The sequence below is a fragment of the Streptomyces sp. NPDC012466 genome (genome assembly GCF_042955215.1).
GTDB lineage: Bacteria > Actinomycetota > Actinomycetes > Streptomycetales > Streptomycetaceae > Streptomyces.
Genome location: NZ_JBIBEQ010000002.1, coordinates 745,861 through 761,708 on the forward strand (window position 1 = coordinate 745,861; position 15,848 = coordinate 761,708).

17 protein-coding genes are annotated in these 15,848 nt (G+C 71.7%); 7 read left to right on the top strand and 10 right to left on the bottom strand.

Translation table 11 applies throughout. From position 1 onward, the window contains the following. Window positions 1-156: 156 nt before the first annotated feature. The 5 genes from rbsD to ACFY9E_RS10920 form a co-directional block, all read right to left on the bottom strand. Entirely contained in the window at window positions 157-546 is a 390-nt protein-coding gene (gene rbsD / locus ACFY9E_RS10900) for a D-ribose pyranase (RefSeq protein WP_390981468.1), read from the bottom strand. Continuing rightward, window positions 543-1,445, bottom strand: coding sequence for a PfkB family carbohydrate kinase (locus ACFY9E_RS10905; protein ID WP_390981470.1), 903 nt, complete (start codon window positions 1,443-1,445; stop codon window positions 543-545). Before ACFY9E_RS10905 ends, rbsD begins: the two co-directional genes overlap by 4 nt. A gap of 76 nt (window positions 1,446-1,521) precedes the next feature. Next, the gene (locus ACFY9E_RS10910; RefSeq protein ID WP_390981472.1) at window positions 1,522-3,471 is read right to left on the bottom strand and encodes a substrate-binding domain-containing protein; all 1,950 of its coding nucleotides are present in this window, start codon (window positions 3,469-3,471) and stop codon (window positions 1,522-1,524) included. Beyond that, on the bottom strand, window positions 3,461-4,993 hold the full coding sequence (locus ACFY9E_RS10915) for an ATP-binding cassette domain-containing protein (RefSeq protein WP_390981474.1): 1,533 nt from the start codon (window positions 4,991-4,993) through the stop codon (window positions 3,461-3,463). Before ACFY9E_RS10915 ends, ACFY9E_RS10910 begins: the two co-directional genes overlap by 11 nt. Continuing rightward, entirely contained in the window at window positions 4,990-6,009 is a 1,020-nt protein-coding gene (locus ACFY9E_RS10920; protein WP_390981476.1) for a substrate-binding domain-containing protein, read from the bottom strand. Before ACFY9E_RS10920 ends, ACFY9E_RS10915 begins: the two co-directional genes overlap by 4 nt. 232 nt (window positions 6,010-6,241) lie before the next feature. On the opposite strand from ACFY9E_RS10920, the gene ACFY9E_RS10925 reads away from it, so the two are divergent. After that, window positions 6,242-6,607 carry a hypothetical protein gene (locus ACFY9E_RS10925; RefSeq protein WP_390981478.1) on the top strand — a complete coding sequence of 122 codons (366 nt, stop codon included), beginning with the start codon at window positions 6,242-6,244 and terminating at the stop codon, window positions 6,605-6,607. A gap of 86 nt (window positions 6,608-6,693) precedes the next feature. Then, a complete protein-coding gene (locus ACFY9E_RS10930; protein ID WP_390981480.1) occupies window positions 6,694-7,341 on the top strand; it encodes a dihydrofolate reductase family protein in 648 nt (215 codons plus the stop codon). Between the two features lie 7 nt (window positions 7,342-7,348). Here the strand turns inward: ACFY9E_RS10930 and ACFY9E_RS10935 are convergent, their stop codons facing one another. Beyond that, window positions 7,349-8,149: an MBL fold metallo-hydrolase gene (locus ACFY9E_RS10935; protein WP_390981482.1), complete on the bottom strand. Its 801-nt coding sequence runs from the start codon at window positions 8,147-8,149 to the stop codon at window positions 7,349-7,351. 86 nt (window positions 8,150-8,235) lie between these two features. On the opposite strand from ACFY9E_RS10935, the gene ACFY9E_RS10940 reads away from it, so the two are divergent. Continuing rightward, window positions 8,236-8,829, top strand: coding sequence for an ABATE domain-containing protein (locus ACFY9E_RS10940; RefSeq protein ID WP_390981484.1), 594 nt, complete (start codon window positions 8,236-8,238; stop codon window positions 8,827-8,829). Window positions 8,830-8,840: 11 nt separating this feature from the next. Here ACFY9E_RS10940 and ACFY9E_RS10945 read toward each other — a convergent pair whose 3' ends face one another. Further along, window positions 8,841-9,149: a hypothetical protein gene (locus tag ACFY9E_RS10945; RefSeq protein WP_390981485.1), complete on the bottom strand. Its 309-nt coding sequence runs from the start codon at window positions 9,147-9,149 to the stop codon at window positions 8,841-8,843. Between the two features lie 329 nt (window positions 9,150-9,478). On the opposite strand from ACFY9E_RS10945, the gene ACFY9E_RS10950 reads away from it, so the two are divergent. The 3 genes from ACFY9E_RS10950 (at window position 9,479) to ACFY9E_RS10960 (ending at window position 11,905) form a co-directional block, all read left to right on the top strand. Continuing rightward, window positions 9,479-10,303 carry a Scr1 family TA system antitoxin-like transcriptional regulator gene (locus ACFY9E_RS10950; RefSeq protein WP_390982065.1) on the top strand — a complete coding sequence of 275 codons (825 nt, stop codon included), beginning with the start codon at window positions 9,479-9,481 and terminating at the stop codon, window positions 10,301-10,303. Further along, the gene (locus ACFY9E_RS10955; RefSeq protein ID WP_390981487.1) at window positions 10,290-10,499 is read left to right on the top strand and encodes a DUF397 domain-containing protein; all 210 of its coding nucleotides are present in this window, start codon (window positions 10,290-10,292) and stop codon (window positions 10,497-10,499) included. The genes ACFY9E_RS10950 and ACFY9E_RS10955 overlap by 14 nt, the downstream gene beginning before the upstream one ends. Window positions 10,500-10,744: 245 nt before the next feature. Further along, window positions 10,745-11,905, top strand: coding sequence for an MFS transporter (locus ACFY9E_RS10960; RefSeq protein ID WP_390981489.1), 1,161 nt, complete (start codon window positions 10,745-10,747; stop codon window positions 11,903-11,905). A 4-nt stretch (window positions 11,906-11,909) separates the two neighbouring features. Here the strand turns inward: ACFY9E_RS10960 and ACFY9E_RS10965 are convergent, their stop codons facing one another. Together ACFY9E_RS10965 and ACFY9E_RS10970 are read right to left on the bottom strand one after the other, a co-directional pair. Continuing rightward, window positions 11,910-12,713 carry a TIM barrel protein gene (locus tag ACFY9E_RS10965; protein ID WP_390981491.1) on the bottom strand — a complete coding sequence of 268 codons (804 nt, stop codon included), beginning with the start codon at window positions 12,711-12,713 and terminating at the stop codon, window positions 11,910-11,912. 11 nt (window positions 12,714-12,724) lie between these two features. After that, window positions 12,725-13,690 (bottom strand): GNAT family N-acetyltransferase, encoded by a 966-nt coding sequence (locus ACFY9E_RS10970; protein WP_390981493.1) that lies wholly within the window; start codon window positions 13,688-13,690, stop codon window positions 12,725-12,727. 228 nt (window positions 13,691-13,918) lie between these two features. On the opposite strand from ACFY9E_RS10970, the gene ACFY9E_RS10975 reads away from it, so the two are divergent. Next, a complete protein-coding gene (locus tag ACFY9E_RS10975) occupies window positions 13,919-14,491 on the top strand; it encodes a dihydrofolate reductase family protein (protein WP_390981495.1) in 573 nt (190 codons plus the stop codon). A gap of 169 nt (window positions 14,492-14,660) precedes the next feature. On the opposite strand, the gene ACFY9E_RS10980 is transcribed toward ACFY9E_RS10975, so the two are convergent. Further along, window positions 14,661-15,710 carry a substrate-binding domain-containing protein gene (locus ACFY9E_RS10980; protein WP_390981497.1) on the bottom strand — a complete coding sequence of 350 codons (1,050 nt, stop codon included), beginning with the start codon at window positions 15,708-15,710 and terminating at the stop codon, window positions 14,661-14,663. Between the last annotated feature and the right edge of the window lie 138 nt (window positions 15,711-15,848).

Consider the following 15,848-nt stretch of genomic DNA (forward strand, 5'->3'; position numbering starts at 1 on the left):
GCCCTCTGGGGGTCGTACTAGGCGTCAGGGCTTCTGGAGGGGGATCCGGGGGGATCGCGGGGGCTCCTGGCGGGAGGGGAAAAGCCGAGGGGGCCCGGTCGACGGACCGGGTCCTCTCGAAACCGTTCGGGGCCTGCCGGAAGCCGTTCAGGGGTGTCAGAAGAAGACGCCGCACCTCAGCAGGACGTTCGCGTACGGCCGGGCCTCGCCCGTGCGGACGATCAGCCGGACCCCCGCCGACAGCTCCTTGAGCCGCTCGTGCGGGACGAGGTCCAGCCCGGGAAAGTGCCCCTCCAGCAGCGACGACGCCTCCGGGTTGGCCTCCCGCAGCTCCCGCGCCGCCGTCGCCCCCTCGACCACCAGCTCGGCCAGCAGCCCGTCCAGCACCTCGGCGAACGCCGGCACACCGGCCCGGAAGGCCAGGTCCACCACCCGGGGGCCGTCGGGGATGGGCATGCCCGCGTCGCACACCAGCACCCCGTCGCCGTGGCCGAGTTCGGCCAGCGCACCGGCGAGGTGACGGTTCAGTATTCCGGTCTTCTTCATGAGCCGGCGACCTCCGCCGCCGTCGGGAAGGACGCCTGCGCGCCCTCCTTCGTCACGGTCGCGGCACCCACCCGCGCCGCGTACGACGCCGCCGCGGCCAGCGACTCACCCGCCCCCAGCCGGTAGGCCAGCGCGGCGGTGAAGGAGTCGCCGGCACCCGTCGTGTCCACCGCGTCCACCTTCACGGACGGCACGCGCGAGACGCCCTGAGCCGACGCCACCAGCGCGCCCTGCGCGCCCAGCGTCACCACCACCGACTTCGGGCCCTTGGCGAGGAGGATGCGCGCCCAGTCCTCGGGGGTGTCCCCGACGGCGGAGCCACCCAGGATCACCTTCGCCTCGTGCTCGTTCACGATCAGCGGGTCGCAGGCCGCCAGCACCTCCGGCGGCAGGGGGCGGGGCGGTGAGGGGTTCAGGACGAAACGGCTCCCCGGCGCCAGGTTCCGCACGACCTCCACCACCGTCTCCAGCGGGATCTCCAGCTGCGCCGACACCACCCGGGAGCTCTGGAAGAGGCACCCGGCGGCGGCGACGTCCTGCGGGGTGAGGCGGCCGTTGGCGCCGGGCGAGACGACGATGCTGTTGTCGCCGGACGGATCGACCGTGATCAGCGCGACCCCGGTCGGTGCGCCGCCCACCAGGACACCCACCGTGTCGACGCCCGCCTCGCGCTGCGAATCCAGCAGCAGCCGGCCGTGCGCGTCGTCGCCGACCCGGGCCAGCAGCACCGTACGGGCGCCGAGTCGGGCGGCCGCGACCGCCTGGTTCGCGCCCTTGCCGCCCGGGTGGACGGCCAGGTCGGAGCCGAGCACGGTCTCGCCGGCACCGGGCCGGCGCTCCACTCCGATCACCAGGTCGGCGTTGGCCGACCCCACGACCAGGAGGTCGTAGTCGTACATGCGTTGTCTCCCCACGTGAGTGACATGGGCGGGCGGCCACCGCACGCCGTGCGCGACCGCCCGCCGTTCCCCGGCGTCAGCCGCTGAAGCCGGCCACGTTCTCCTTCGTGACCACCTTCACCGGCACCTTCACCGTCTCCTCGACCTTCTCGCCCTTCAGGGCCCGCAGAGCGTTGTCCACGGCGATCTTCCCGAGCTGGGACGGCTGCTGCGCCACGGACGCGTACAGCGTGCCGCCCTCGACCGCCTTCAGTCCGTCAGGCGTGCCGTCGAAGCCGACCACCGAGACCGACGTGCCGGCCTTGGAACCCAGCGCCTTGATCGCACCGAGGGCCATCTCGTCGTTGGCGGCGATGACGCCCTGGACGTCCGGGTGGGCCTGGAGCAGGTTCGACATCACGTCGAGGCCCTTGGTGCGGTCGAAGTCGGCGGGCTGCTGGGCGACGACCTTGATGCCCGGGAAGGCCTTGAGGCCGTTCGCGAAGCCCTGCGCACGCTCCCGGGCCGCGGACGTGCCGGCCTGGCCCTGGAGGATCACGATCTTGCCCTTGCCGCCCAGCTTGTCGGCGATGGTCTTCGCGGCGAGTTCACCGCCGGCGACGTTGTCGGAGGCGACGAGAGCGTCCACCGATGCCTTGTTGACGCCCCGGTCGACCGCGATGACCGGGATCTTCGCCTGGTCGGCGGCCTTCACGGAGTTGCTCGCGGCATCCGAGTCCACCGGGTTGACGATGATCGCGCCGAGGCCGGAACTGGTGAAGTTCTGCAGCTGGTTGGCCTGCTGGGAGGCGTCGTTCTGGGCGTCCGTGACGGTCAGGTCCACGCCCCGCTTCTCGGCCTCGGCCTCGGCACCCGCCCGGATCTGCACGAAGAAGGGGTTGTTGAGGGTGGACAGCGACAGGCCCATCTTCGGGCTGCTCGTGGCGGAGGAGCCGTTGTGCAGGAAGGACGTGGCGCCGACGATCGCGACGGTGACCACGGCCGCGAGCCCGTACGTCGCCGCCTGCCTGCCCTTGCCTCCCGAAGAAGCACCGGCCACCGGGGTCGCCCCCGCCTTGCGCCGCAGCGTGTCGAACAGCACCGCCAGCGCGATGACGACGCCGATGACGACCTGCTGCCAGAACGCCGAGACGTTCAGCAGGTTCAGCCCGTTGCGCAGCACCGCAAGGATCAGCGCGCCGATGAGCGTGCCGGACGCCTTGCCGGTGCCGCCCGCGAGGGAGGCACCGCCGATGACGACGGCGGCGATCGCGTCCAGCTCGTAGCCGTCGGCGGCCTGGGGCTGCGCGGAGGAGAGCCGGGCGGCGAGCACGACACCGGCGACGGCGGCGAAGACGCCCGAGAAGGCGTAGATGGCGAGCTTCTGCTTCTTCACGCGCAGGCCGGACAGCCGCGCGGCCTCCTCGTTGCCGCCGATCGCGTACATGGAGCGGCCGATGTAGGTCCGGCCGAGCACGAAGGCGGCGATCAGGCCCATCACGACCATCACCAGGACGGGCACCGGCAGCCAGCCGCCGAGCGTGTCGCCGAGGTGGGAGACGGAGTCGGGGAAGGCGATCGGGGAGCCTTCGGAGATCACCAGGGACAGACCGCGGGCCACGGACAGCATGGCCAGCGTCGCGATGAACGGCGGCAGCTTGCCGTAGGAGATCAGGATGCCGTTGACCAGGCCGCAGACGATGCCCGTCGCTATGGCCAGGAGGACGGCGAGGAAGACCGGGACGCCCGCCGAGGTGGCGCTCCAGGCGAGGACCGTGGCGGACAGCGCGGCGACCGAGCCGACCGACAGGTCGATGCCCGCCGAGACGATCACGAAGGTGACGCCGAAGGCGAGGATGGCGGTCACGGCCGCCTGCACGCCGACGTTGAGGAGGTTGTCCGTCGTCAGGAAGTCGCCGGACAGCGCCGACATCGCGATGACGAGGACGATGAGCGCGGTGAGCGCGCCGTTGTCGAGCAGGAGGCGGCGCAGGCCTCCCGAGGCGCCACCCGCGCCCGTCGTGCTCTTGAGCGTGTCAGTGGCCACGGGAGGCCTCCGTTCCGGTCGTGTTCGTGGTCGTCGGGGTGCTGACGGCGAGTGCCATGACGGCGTCCTGGGTCGCCTCGGCGGCGGAGAGTTCACCGGCGATCCGGCCCTGGGCCATCACCAGCACCCGGTCGCTCATGCCGAGCACCTCGGGAAGGTCGCTGGAGATCATCAGGACGGCCGCGCCGGCGGCGGTGAGTTCGTTGACGAGCTGGTAGATCTCGACCTTGGCGCCGACGTCGATGCCGCGCGTCGGCTCGTCGAGGATCAGCACCTTGGTGTCGGCGAGCAGCCACTTGCCGATGACGACCTTCTGCTGGTTGCCGCCGGAGAGGGTGCGCACGTGCTGGCCGAGGCCCGCCATGCGCACGCCGAGCCGCTGGGCGATGCGTCCGGCCGCCTCACGCTGGCCCTTGAGGTCGACGAGGCCCGCACGTGTGGCCGACCGCAGGGTCACCAGGCCGAGGTTCTCCTCGACCGAGGCGTCCAGCACCAGGCCCTGGCCCTTGCGGTCCTCGGGGACGAGTCCGATGCCCGCGGTCATCGCCGCGTTGACGTCGTGCCTGGCGACCGGGGCACCGGAGACCTTCACGGTGCCCTTGTCGTAGGCGTCGGCCCCGAAGACCGCCCGGACGACCTCGGTGCGCCCGGCGCCGACCAGTCCGGCGATGCCGACGACCTCACCGGCGTGCACCTCGAAGCCGATGTCGTGGAAGACGCCGTCCCGGGTGAGCCCCTCGACGGACAGCAGGGCGGCGCCGCGGTCGGGCCGCTCGCGCGGGTACTGCTGCTCGATGGAGCGACCGACCATGAGCCGTACGAGCTCGTCCTCGGGCGTGGAGGCGGGCACCTGGCCCACGCTCTTGCCGTCCCGGATGACCGTCACCCGGTCGCCGAGCGCGGCGATCTCCTCCAGGTGGTGGGTGATGAAGACGATCCCGACGCCGTCCTCGCGCAGTGTGCGCACGATCGCGAAGAGCTTGTCGACCTCCTCGGAGGTGAGCACGGCGGTCGGCTCGTCCATGATCAGCACACGGGCGTCCAGGCTGAGCGCCTTGGCGATCTCGACCATCTGCAGCCGGGCGATGCCCAGCTCACGGACCCGTGCGCGGGGCGACACGGTCACGCCGACCCGCTTCAGCAGGACCTCGGCGTCGGCCTCCATCCGCTTGCGGTCGATCATCCCGAACCGGCGCGGCTGGCGCCCGAGGAAGATGTTCTCGGCGACCGTGAGATCGGGTACCAGGTTGAACTCCTGGTAGATGGTGGCGATCCCGAGCCGCTCGGAGTCCTGCGCACCCTGGATGCGGGTCTCCTCACCGCCGACCAGGATCCGCCCGGCGTCGGGGGTGTAGGCGCCGGACAGCATCTTGATGAGGGTGCTCTTGCCCGCACCGTTCTCACCGAGCAGCACGTGCACCTCGCCCCGGCGCAGATCGAAGTCGACGCCGTCCAGCGCGACCACGCCCGGGAAGGTCTTGCGTATGCCCTCGATGCGCAGCAACTCGTCCGCGTTGCTCACGTCGTGCTCCTTTGCACTGGGGTGGGGTTCTCGCCGCACGAGCGGCGTACGACGAGACGGGCGGGGAGGGTGACGGACTCGCCGGGCCGCCCCTCGATACGGTCGACCAGGGCCCGCACGGCGGCCCGGCCCAGCTCGCCCGTGGGCTGGGCGATCGCGGTGATCGGCGGATCGGTGTGCACGAACCACCGGATGTCGTCGAACGCGGCCAGCGCGAGGTCGTCCGGCACGCGCAGGCCACGCGCCCGTACGGCGTCCAGCGCGCCGAGCGCCATCAGGTTGTCGGCGGCGAAGACGACCTCGGGCGGCTCGGCCAGGTCGAGGAAGCCCTCGGTGACCAGGCGGCCGCTCTCGGCCTGGAAGTCGCCCTGCCCTATGTAGGCGTCGGGCAGTTCGAGCCCGTACGCGCCGAGCGCCTCCCGGAAGACCTCGATGCGCTCGCGGCCGGTCGTGGTCGCCGCCGGGCCCGCGATGATGGCGAGCCGCCGGTGCCCCAGCCCGTGCAGATGCGCCACGAGGTCCCGTACGGCGCTGCGTCCGTCCGCCCGCACCACCGGCACGTCCACGCCCGGGATCCACCGGTCCACGAACACCATGGGCGTCCCGGCCCGCACGGCGTCCAGCATCAGCGGCGAGCCGCCGTCCGTGGGCGAGACGAGCAGCCCGTCGATGCGCCGGTCCAGCAGGTTCCGTACGTGGTGGTCCTGGAGGTCCGGCCGCTCGTCGGCGTTGCCGATGATGACGCTGTAGCCGAGCGCGCGGGCCTCCTCCTCGACGGAGCGGGCCAGCTCGGTGAAGTACGGGTTCAGTACGTCGCTGATGACCAGGCCGAGGGTGTGGGTCTGGTCGGTGCGCAGGGAGCGGGCGACGGCGTTCGGGCGGTAGCCCAGGGTCTCGACGGCGGCCAGCACGCGTGTGCGTGCGTCGGCGCTGACCGACGGATGGTCGTTCAGGACGCGCGAGACCGTGGCGACGGAGACGCCGGCCTCGGCAGCGACGTCCTTGATGCTGGCCACCGCCGCTCCACCTCCTTGTGGATCAGTCGTGGGGAGCACCGGGTGAGCGCTCCTGGAATCGATTACATCGACGGGAGCATGGAATCGATTACACGGCGGCGAATCAAGCCCCCGGCGGTACCTCTTGACCGGATCGTGATGTCGCAGGGCGCGGCCCGGCGAGCGAGGCTGGAGGTACGGGGGTTTCGCGAGGGGGCTGTCCCAGGCCCTGGCGGGCCGGAGCGGAGGAGCCATGACGGCGGCGACCCGGAACGACGTACCCGTCGCCCTGGAGGGCGACGGAGTGGAACTGCGCATCAAGCCCATCGGCGGCGGCCTGTCGGTGGGCTACATCACCCTGCCCCGGGGCACGGACATGGGCCCCGCCCTCAAGGGCCTGCCCGACGACGCGTGCCCGTGCCCGCACTGGGGATATCTGCTCAAGGGCCGGATCAGGATGCGCACGGCCGCGGGCGACGAGGAGTACGAGGCGGGGCAGGCCTACTACTGGGGCCCCGGCCATGTGCCGGTGGCGCTGGAGGACAGCGAGTTGGTGGAGTTCTCGCCGAGTGAGGACTTCCGGCAGGTGATCGACCACGTGACGGCGCAGGCCGGGTGAGCCGGGGCCTGTGATGCGCCGGGCCCGCGCCGATGAGTTTCGCCGGCCCGGGCGGTCTTCCTCGCATCGACCACAGGAGGAGCGCCGTGTCCCAACTGCTGCGTGTACAGAACTTCAACGTCTCGAGCGACGGATTCGGTGCCGGTGAGGGCCAGAGCCTCGAGCGCCCGTTCGGCCATGCCGATCCCGGCACGATGTTCGCCTGGGCCGGGGCGACGGCGAGCTGGCCGAACCGCACCGACCCCGGGGGCAGCCGCGGCCTCGACGACTATCTGACGCGCGACTTCCACCACAACATCGGCGCGGAGATCATGGGCCGCAACAAGTTCGGTCCGCAGCGCGGCCCGTGGCAGGACCACGAGTGGCAGGGCTGGTGGGGCGACGAGCCGCCGTTCCACACGCCGGTGTTCGTCATGACCCACCACGAGCGCCCCTCGTTCACCCTCTCCGACACCACGTTCCACTTCGTCGGCGGGGATCCGGCCGAGGTCCTCGCCCAGGCGCGCAAGGCGGCCGGGGGCAAGGACGTCCGGCTCGGCGGAGGGGCGACGACCATCCGGCAGTTCCTGGACGCCGGCCTGGTGGACACGCTGCACGTGGCGGTCTCGCCCGACGTGGTGCTCGGGTCCGGCTCACGGCTGTGGGAGTCCCCCGAGGAACTGTTCGACCGCTTCCACTGCGATGTCGTGCCGAGCCCGAGCGGGGTGGTGCATCACCTGTTCTGGCGCAGGTGACGGCAGGTCAGGCGCCCTTTCCCCAGTCCAGGCGGTCGGCGAGCCCGGCGGCGGTGAAGGCGGCCGCCAGCTCGTCGCGGCCCTCGGTGAAGTGGGCCCAGCTGTCGTAGTGGACGGGCACCACGCGGCGGGCGCCGAGGAGCCGCGCTGCCTCGGCGGCCATGGCGCTGTCCAGGACGAGGACCCGGTTGTCGAAGAGGACGGGGAAGCGGGGGGCGCCGGCGAAGAGCACGGCGGTGTCGACGGGGGCGAAGCGGTCGGCGATCTCGCGGACGGCGTCGAGTGAGGCGTTGTCGCCGCTGACGTAGACGGTGGGCAGGCCCTCGCCGGTCAGGACGAAGCCGACGACCTGGCCGGTGAACGGCTCGACCTGCTCGCGGGGGCCGGGCCCGTGCAGGGCGGGGACGCCGGTCACGGTGACCGTGCCGCCGTCGGGGCGATCGAGTTCGACGGACTCCCAGTCGGCCAGGCCCCGGGCCTTGTCGCCCAGGCTCTCGCGCAGGCGCTCGCCGCCGCCGGGCGTGGTCAGGGTCAGGGGTATGCCGGCGAGCAGGGCCCGGCCGGAGGTGTCGAGATTGTCGGGGTGCTCGTCGTGGGAGAGCAGCACCACGTCGATACGGCCGAGGTCGGCGGGGCTGCCGGCGGAGGGCGCGGTCTTGGTCAGGAGCGGCCCTCCGGGGCGGCCGTAGTCGCCGGGGGCGTCGAAGGTCGGGTCGGTCAGGAAGCGCAGGCCGCCGTACTCGAAGAAGGCGGTCGGGCCGCCGAGGACGCGGACGGGGAAGTCGGTCGTCACGGGAAGGGAGGACATACGACACCTCACGGATAGACGCGGTGGAACCGTGAGACGACCGTAGCCGCTTCTCATGGATATAGGCAAGACGTACCATGAGAAGCATGGAGGAGCCCGTGACCGAACAGCCCACCCCGCCGCCTGCGCGGGGCGAGGAGGAGCACCCCTCGCTGTCCCTCGCCAACTCGGCGATCGCGCTGCCCGGCGGGCGCACCCTCGATCTCGTGGGCAGCCCCGCGCAGGCCAACCACTGGCTGACCCAGCGCGGTCTCGCCCCGGTCGACGCCGGCATGCGGGAGATGTGCGCGGCCCAACTGCGGTCGCTGCGCGAACAGATCAGGTCGTTGTTCGCCGCCCGGGTCGACGGCGTGCCCGCCCTGCCCGCGGCCGTGAATGCCCTCAACGACGCGATGACCCGGGTCCCCACGGCCCCCCTGCTGCGGTGGGACGACACCACCGGCCCCTACCGCACCGCCCCCCACCCCACCACCGCCATCGTCGACCTCGCCCTGGCCACGCTCGCCGCCGACGCCGCCGACCTGCTCACCTCACCCGAGGCCGAGCGCCTCACCGCCTGCGGCTCCCCGCCCTGCAACCGCTTCCTGCTCCGCCACGGCCGCCGCCACTGGTGCTCCACCCGCTGCGGCGACCGCGCCCGCGCGGCCCGGGCGTACGCGCGCCGCACCGAGCAGCGCTGACTCCGCCCCGGTCAGGGCCGGGGCGGACGGGCGAGCCGTCCCCCTCTGCTCTCCGCGACCCTTTTGACGTCCCGCAGCGACTCGCTGAGCCGCCGGGCCAGGTAGTGCAGCTCCGCGCTCGTCACCCGGCGCTCCGCGAGGAGTTCGGCGGCGTGCCCGAGCAGTCGGTCCGCCATGTCGATCTGTACATCCTCGATGTCGTCGGCGAGCCGCGACACGTAGCCGGTTCCGTCGCCCACGAGGTAGCACGGTCTGCCGTCGGTACCGGTCCAGGGCAACAGCCGCCCGGCCGCCGCGTGATCGCGCGCTCCGCCGGTCATGCGTTCGCCTCCGCGATCAGGCAGGGACGCACCAGTCGGTTGTCCTCTCCCCGGAGCGGACGCTCGTCGGGACGGCAGCGGGCCGCCGGGCACATGTGCGGCCGCAAGGGCGGAGCCGCCGATCGCCGGCGCCTGCCGCGGGGAGGGAAGAGGAAACGGAGGAACGGTTCGAGGAGCCGGACGATGAGGTCCACCATGTCTGTCTGCCTGCCTTCTCACCTGCGGTGACTGCGTTCTGTGCTGAATCACTCACAGAGTGGGGTCGGCGCTCGCTACGCTGCCAGGGGGTGGAGCTTGACATCGCGGTTGTCAAGAAGGGGAGTTGGCTGATGGACGAACGGCGCATGCTTCGAACACCGCGTCAGAAGTACGGGGAGGAGATGCGGCTGAGGCGGACCGCCGCCCGCCTCACCCAGGAGGAACTGGGCGACCAGGTGGTGTGCTCGCCCACGCTGATCAGTCATTTCGAGGCGGGCAGACGCCTCCCCAAGCCGGATGACGCGCAGCGCATCGACCGGGCACTGGGGACGGACGGGTTCTTCGCGCGGTGGTTGGAGGACCTGGAGTCTCACTACACCGACCATTTCGCGGCGGTGGCCGAGCTGGAGCAACTGGCGGCTCAGATCCAGCAGTTCGCCCTCTCTCTGGTTCCCGGAGTGCTTCAGACCGACGACTACGCACGCGCCCTCTTCGCGGCCTACCGTCCGAACCACACGACCGAGGAACTTGACGAGCTCGTTGTCATTCGAACGCAACGCCGCCGAATCCTCGACGGGCCCGCTCAGCCCGTCGTCTGGACGCTGCTCGACGAGGCAGTCCTCCGCCGTCGCGTCGGCGGAGCGCGGGTCATGGCAGAGCAGTTGCACAAGGTCGCTGACATGGCCGAGTCGGGACGGTTGCGCCTGCACGTCCTCCCCTACGGCGTGGGGGCGCACGCACTCATGCAGAGTCTGCTCACACTCATGACCTTCGAGGACTCGGCGCCCGTGGCCTACGTCGAGGGCTTCCAGACCGGCAACTTGATGGACGACCCGGCTCTGGTGAGCGCCTGTCAGACCGCTTACGCTCTGGCTCTGAGCGACGCGTTGTCGCAGAAGGAGTCACTGGCCCTCGCCAGGGCGGCAGCGGAGGATCACGCACATGATCGGCAGTAAGCACATCGCCCTCACCGGTTGGTACAAGTCCAGCTACAGCGGCGGCGATCAAGGCGAGTGCCTCGAGGTCGCCCCCGGCCACCCCGACGTCCCGGTGCGGGACAGCAAGACCGCCCCCGGCCCCGCCCTGGTCTTCTCGCGAAGTGGCTGGACGGCGTTCGTCACCGCCGTCAAGGACGGGCGCATCAGGGGCTAGGCAGGCAGCGTGAGACCCAAGGCGTGCTGATCGAGGAGTTCGGCAAGCCCGGCGCCCGCCGACCGATCCCGGGCGTCGGTTCCTCACCGGCCGGAACGCGACATCACCCCTGACCGGCACGGGTGCCGTCGCAGACCTGCCAGCCCCCCACGGGGGACACATGCTGGAGTGGGCGGAACGCGCTGTCTCCCACAGGACGGATCGCCATGCCGGCACCCACCCCCGCTTCGGTCGACGGCCGACCCATGTCCCCACGGTCCTCGCGCGGCGGGTGGGCCGCCGTGGTCTCCGTGGCGCTCGGGATCTTCGCCATCGTCACCACCGAGATCCTGCCGATCGGCCTGCTGACCTCCATCGGAGCCGGCTTCACCGTCTCGGACGGGATGGCCGGGCTGATGATGACCATGCCCGGCTTCCTGGCGGCGGTCGCCGCACCGCTGGTCACCGCGGCCACGGCGCGCCTCGACCGCCGCCTGATGCTCTGCCTGCTCACGCTCCTGCTGGCCCTGGCGAACGTCCTCGCGGCCGCGGCACCCGGCTACTGGCTCGTGCTGGTCTCCCGGATCATGGTCGGCGTCACGATCGGCGGCTTCTGGTCGATCGGAGCCGGTCTGGCGGACCGGCTGGTGCCGCCGGAGTCGGCCGGCCGGGCAACGGCAGTGATCTTCTCCGCCGTTCCGCTGGGATCCGTCCTCGGCGTGCCGGCGGGCACCCTCATCGGGGACCTCGCCGGATGGCGGACGGCCTTCACGGTCATGGGTGTCTTCACCGTCGGCGTCCTGCTTCTGCTGCTCCGGTTCGTGCCGCCGCTGCCGCCGGTCCGGGCCACCCGTCTGAGCGTCCTCGGCGGGCTGCTGCGCACCCACGGCACCCGCCTCGCGCTCCTGCTGACGTTTCTCGTGGTCCTGGCCCACTTCGGCACCTACACCTATGTGACGCCGTTCCTGGAGCGGGTCACCCACGCCGGCGCCGGCACGGTCACCGCCTTCCTGCTGCTCTACGGAGCCGCGGGGATCTTCGGCAACTGGCTGGGCGGGATCTGGGCGGCCCGGAGGCCGCGCACCGTGATCGGCCTCGCGGGCGGCGGGATCGCCGCGGCGACCCTGCTGCTTCCGGCTCTGGGCCGCTGGGAAGCGGGCGCGGTGACACTGCTGCTCCTGTGGGGCATCGCGTACGGCGCCGTACCGGTCGCCTCGCAGACCTGGTTCTCCAGGGCGGCCCCGGGCGCCCCGGAAGCGGCGTCGGTCCTGTTCACCGCCTCTTTCCAGGCGACCATCTCGACCGGCGCGCTCCTCGGGGGCGTCGTCCTGGACCGCACGTCGCCGTCCGCGGTCATGCTGCTCGGCGGATGCACCGCGCTGCTGATGGTCCTGGCGGCCGGGGCCGCCCGATCCGCTCCGCGCTGACGCCTCACGCCGAGTCGTTCAGCAGCCTGCTCAGGTGCTCACGCCCTGGCTCCAGAAGGTCCGGCAGGGGCGCCGCCTCCTCGTACCAGCGCTTCTCGTACTCCCAGCACAGCCAGCCGTCCCAGCCGTGGCGGGAGAGGACCTCGACGCATTCGGCCAGGGGAAGGACGCCCTGGCCGAGGGCCAGGGGGGTCGTGTCGTCGGGGGAGGCGATGTCCTTGACCTGGACGTAGCCGAGGTGGGGGGAGAGTGCCGCGTAGGTCTCGGAGGGCTGTTCGCCGCCGAGCCAGGTGTGCATGACGTCCCAGAGGGCGCCGACCTGTCGGTGGCCGACGAGGCCCAGGATCCGCATCGCGTCGGCGGCGGTGCGGTGCGAGTCGTGGGTTTCGAGGAGGATGCGCACGCCCAGGTCATTGGCGTGTTCAGCGGCCGTGCCCAGACGCCGGGCGGCCGTCGCGTCGGCCTCTTCGGGGGTCTGGACGTCGAGGTCGCCGCCGGGGAAGACCCGCACGTACGGGGCTCCCAGGTCGTGGGCCAGGTCGAGGAGGGCGCGGATCTCGGCCAGGACGGGCTCGTCGTCGCCCGGCGCGGCGACCCGTGCGTAACCCGCCAGGCCGAGGAGCTCTACGCCCGCTCCCTTGAACTCGGCCGCGACGTCCGCCCGTTCGGCGGGGCCGAGGCCGGTGTGGACCGGTTCCTCGGGGTGGGTGCGCAGCTCCACGCCGTGATAGCCGTGGGCGGTCGCGAGCCGCAGGACGTCGGGCAGGGGCAGGCCGGGGACACCGAGGGTGGAGAACGCCAGCTTCATGTGGACGGACCCTACCCGGCACCCCCGCCTACGACTCCCCTTCGGCCCCCGGGTGTTGCGTGAAGATCCAGTAGCCAGTCCTGGCCGGTCAGGTCCCGGCCGAAGGAGCGGTGCGGTTTCTCCGCGACCAGCACGAAACCGTGGCGCTGGTAGATGCGGCGGGCCGCGGTGAGGACGTCGTTGGTCCACAGGACGACCTCGCGGTAGCCGGCCTCGCGGGCAAAGTCCACGAGTGTGCCGACCAGGCGGTCGCCGATGCCGAGGCCGCGCGCGTCCGGCTCGACGAGCAGCAGCCGCAGGCGGGCGGTGGCGGGCGCGTCGTCCCGTACGCACATCACGCAGCCGACCGGCCGGCCGTCCAGCTCGGCGATCCAGGTGCGCTCCAGACGCGGGTCGTGGTCCTCGGCGTAGTCGGCCACGATCCGTGCGACCAGGCCTTCGTAGTCGGCGTTCCAGCCGTACTCGGCGGCGTACAGCGCGGCGTTGCGCTGGACGATCCAGCCGAGGTCGCCGGGGGCGGGCTCGCGCAGGACGACGTCCTCGGGGCGCGGGGCGCGGTCGTCGCCCAGGATCGTCCGGACGGTCCGCATGGCCTCGGCCAGCCGCGGCCGGTCCTCGGCCCGGACCGTGTCCAGCATCGCGCCGACCGACTCCCGGGCCCGTTCGTCGAGCAGCGCGGCGGCCTCCCGGCCGGACGCGGTGAGGGTGACGCGGCGGCGGCGCGGGTCCGTCTCGGAGGGACCGCGCTCGACCAGGCCGTCTTCTTCGAACCTGTTCAGGATGCGGGTCAGGTACCCGGCGTCCAGGTGCAGCTGGGCCCGCAGGTCGGCGGCGTCCGTGCGGGGTGCGTGCGCCAGCTCGTAGAGGACGCGGGACTCGGTGAGGGTGTAGGGGGCGTAAAGCCGGCGGCCGTAGTCGAGGGCGCCGATGACGTTCGTGTAGAAGCGGTTGAAGGAGCGGATGTCCTGGACGGTCATGGTCCCGACCCCCGATCTTTGACTGAGTCAGAGATATCTACGGGTCGAGCCTAAGACGTCCAGGGCACCTGAGACCAGGACGAGATCGATCGGACAGTCGAGGGCCGATGAGTTTCTCCGTGTTCCCCGGTCAGGAAGGGTGTTCGTGCGTCGCAGCCGCGAGTGATGTGGAAGCGTGCACCGACGGAATCCGCCGAGAACCCGACACGAGATACCGAGGAACCCGACATGCGCACCCTGATCAGCACCGCTTTCATCTCGCTCGACGGCGTCGTGGAGGCCCCGGGCGGCGAGCCCGGTTACCGGAACTCCGGGTGGACCTTCAAGAACGTCGAGTTCCTTCCCGAGGCCTTCGAGATCAAGGGCCGGGAGCAGAAGGAGGCCACCGCGATGATGATGGGCCGCACCAGCTACGAGGCGTTCAGTCCGGTGTGGCCAGACATGGAGGACTTCGCCGACTACAAGGTGATGCCGAAGTACGTCGTCTCCACCACCCTCACCGAGGACGACCTGGTGCCGAACTGGGGCGAGACGACGATCCTGCGCTCGCTCGACGACGTCGCCGCACTGAAGGAGACCGAGGGCGGCCCGATCATCGTCCACGGCAGCGCCTCCCTGAACCAGGCCCTTTCCGACGCCGGCCTGATCGACCGCTACCACCTGCTCGTCTTTCCGCTCCTGCTCGGGGCCGGCAAGCGGCTCTTCAGCGCCACGGACAAGGACACCCAGAAGCTGCGGCTCGTCGAACACGAGGCCTACGCCAACGGGCTGCAGAAGAACGTCTTCGACGTCGTCCGCTGACGAGGCCCCGCACTCGTCCTCCCGTCGCGTTCCCGGACGTGGCACTCGCCGGAGGGGCCTGCCCGGCGGAGCCGGATCACCTGAGGACGAGACGTTCGGGCCGAAGCGGGGGCGCAGGGGCATGAGGACGGCGGGCCCCCACACCGCCCCCGCCCACAGGCCCCACCGGCTAGGAAGAGCGCGGCACCCCGGAGGAACCCCGCACCATCAACTCCCCCCGCACCGACGCGATCCCCCCGGGCGGCGCCTCCTCCCGGCCCATGGCGATCCGTCCGGCCCGGGCCCCCGCCTCCGCCAGCGGCAGCCGCACCGTCGTCAGCGACGGCACCGCGTCGATGCTGAACGGCAGATCGTCGAAGCCCGCCACCGATACGTCCTCCGGGATCCGCAGGCCCGAGTCCCGCAGGGCCGCGCACGCCCCCAGCGCGACGGAGTCGTTCGCCGCGACGACCGCCGTCAGCGACGGGTCACGCCGCAGCAGTTCCAGCGTCGCCTCGTAGCCGGACCGCCGGTCGTATCGCCCGTGCACCGTCCAGCGGGGGTCCTCCTCGATCCCGTGCGCGGCCAGCGCGGCCCGGTGCCCTTCGAGCCGGTGCCGCGTGGTGGTCCGCTCCTCGGGGCCGGCGATGTAGCCGAGCCGCCGGTGGCCGAGCCCGATGAGGTGCTCGGTCAGTTCCTGCCCGCCGCCGCGGTTGTCGAAGGTCAGCGCGATCGCCCCGGTCTCCGGCGCGGGCGGCCGCCCGCACAGCACCACCCGTGTCCCGGCGTCGACCAGTTTCCGTACCTTCGTGTCCATCGCCGCCTGGTGCGCGGCGTCCTCGATCGCCCCGCCGGTCAGCACCACCGCCGCGGCGCGCTGCCGTTGGAGCAGCGTGAGATAGGTCAGCTCCCGCTCGGGGGAGCCGCCCGTGTTGCAGACCACCGCGAGTCTCTCCCCGCCCGCACGGCCGCCCGGCCCGCCGATCTCGGCCTGGATCGCGCTCGCCATGATCCCGAAGAAGGGGTCGGCGATGTCGTTCACCAGGATCCCGACCAGGTCGGAGGTGGCGGCGGCCAGGGCGCTCGCGGGTCCGTTGAGCACGTAGTCCAGCTCGTCCACGGCCTTCAGCACCCGTTCGCGGGTGGAGGCCGCCACGGGGTAGTTCCCGTTCAGCACGCGCGACACCGTCGCGGGCGAGACCTGCGCGCGGGCCGCCACGTCCGCCAGGGTCACCGTCATCTCGTCGTCCTCCGGTCGCGCATCTCGTCTCCGCCCTCGTACACACCCAGACCACTGGCCATGGTTCCGAACGGAGCAGCAGGTCGACCGCCTCTGCTCCGACGAACCCATGGCCATGGTTCCGAGCAGACCTTAAGC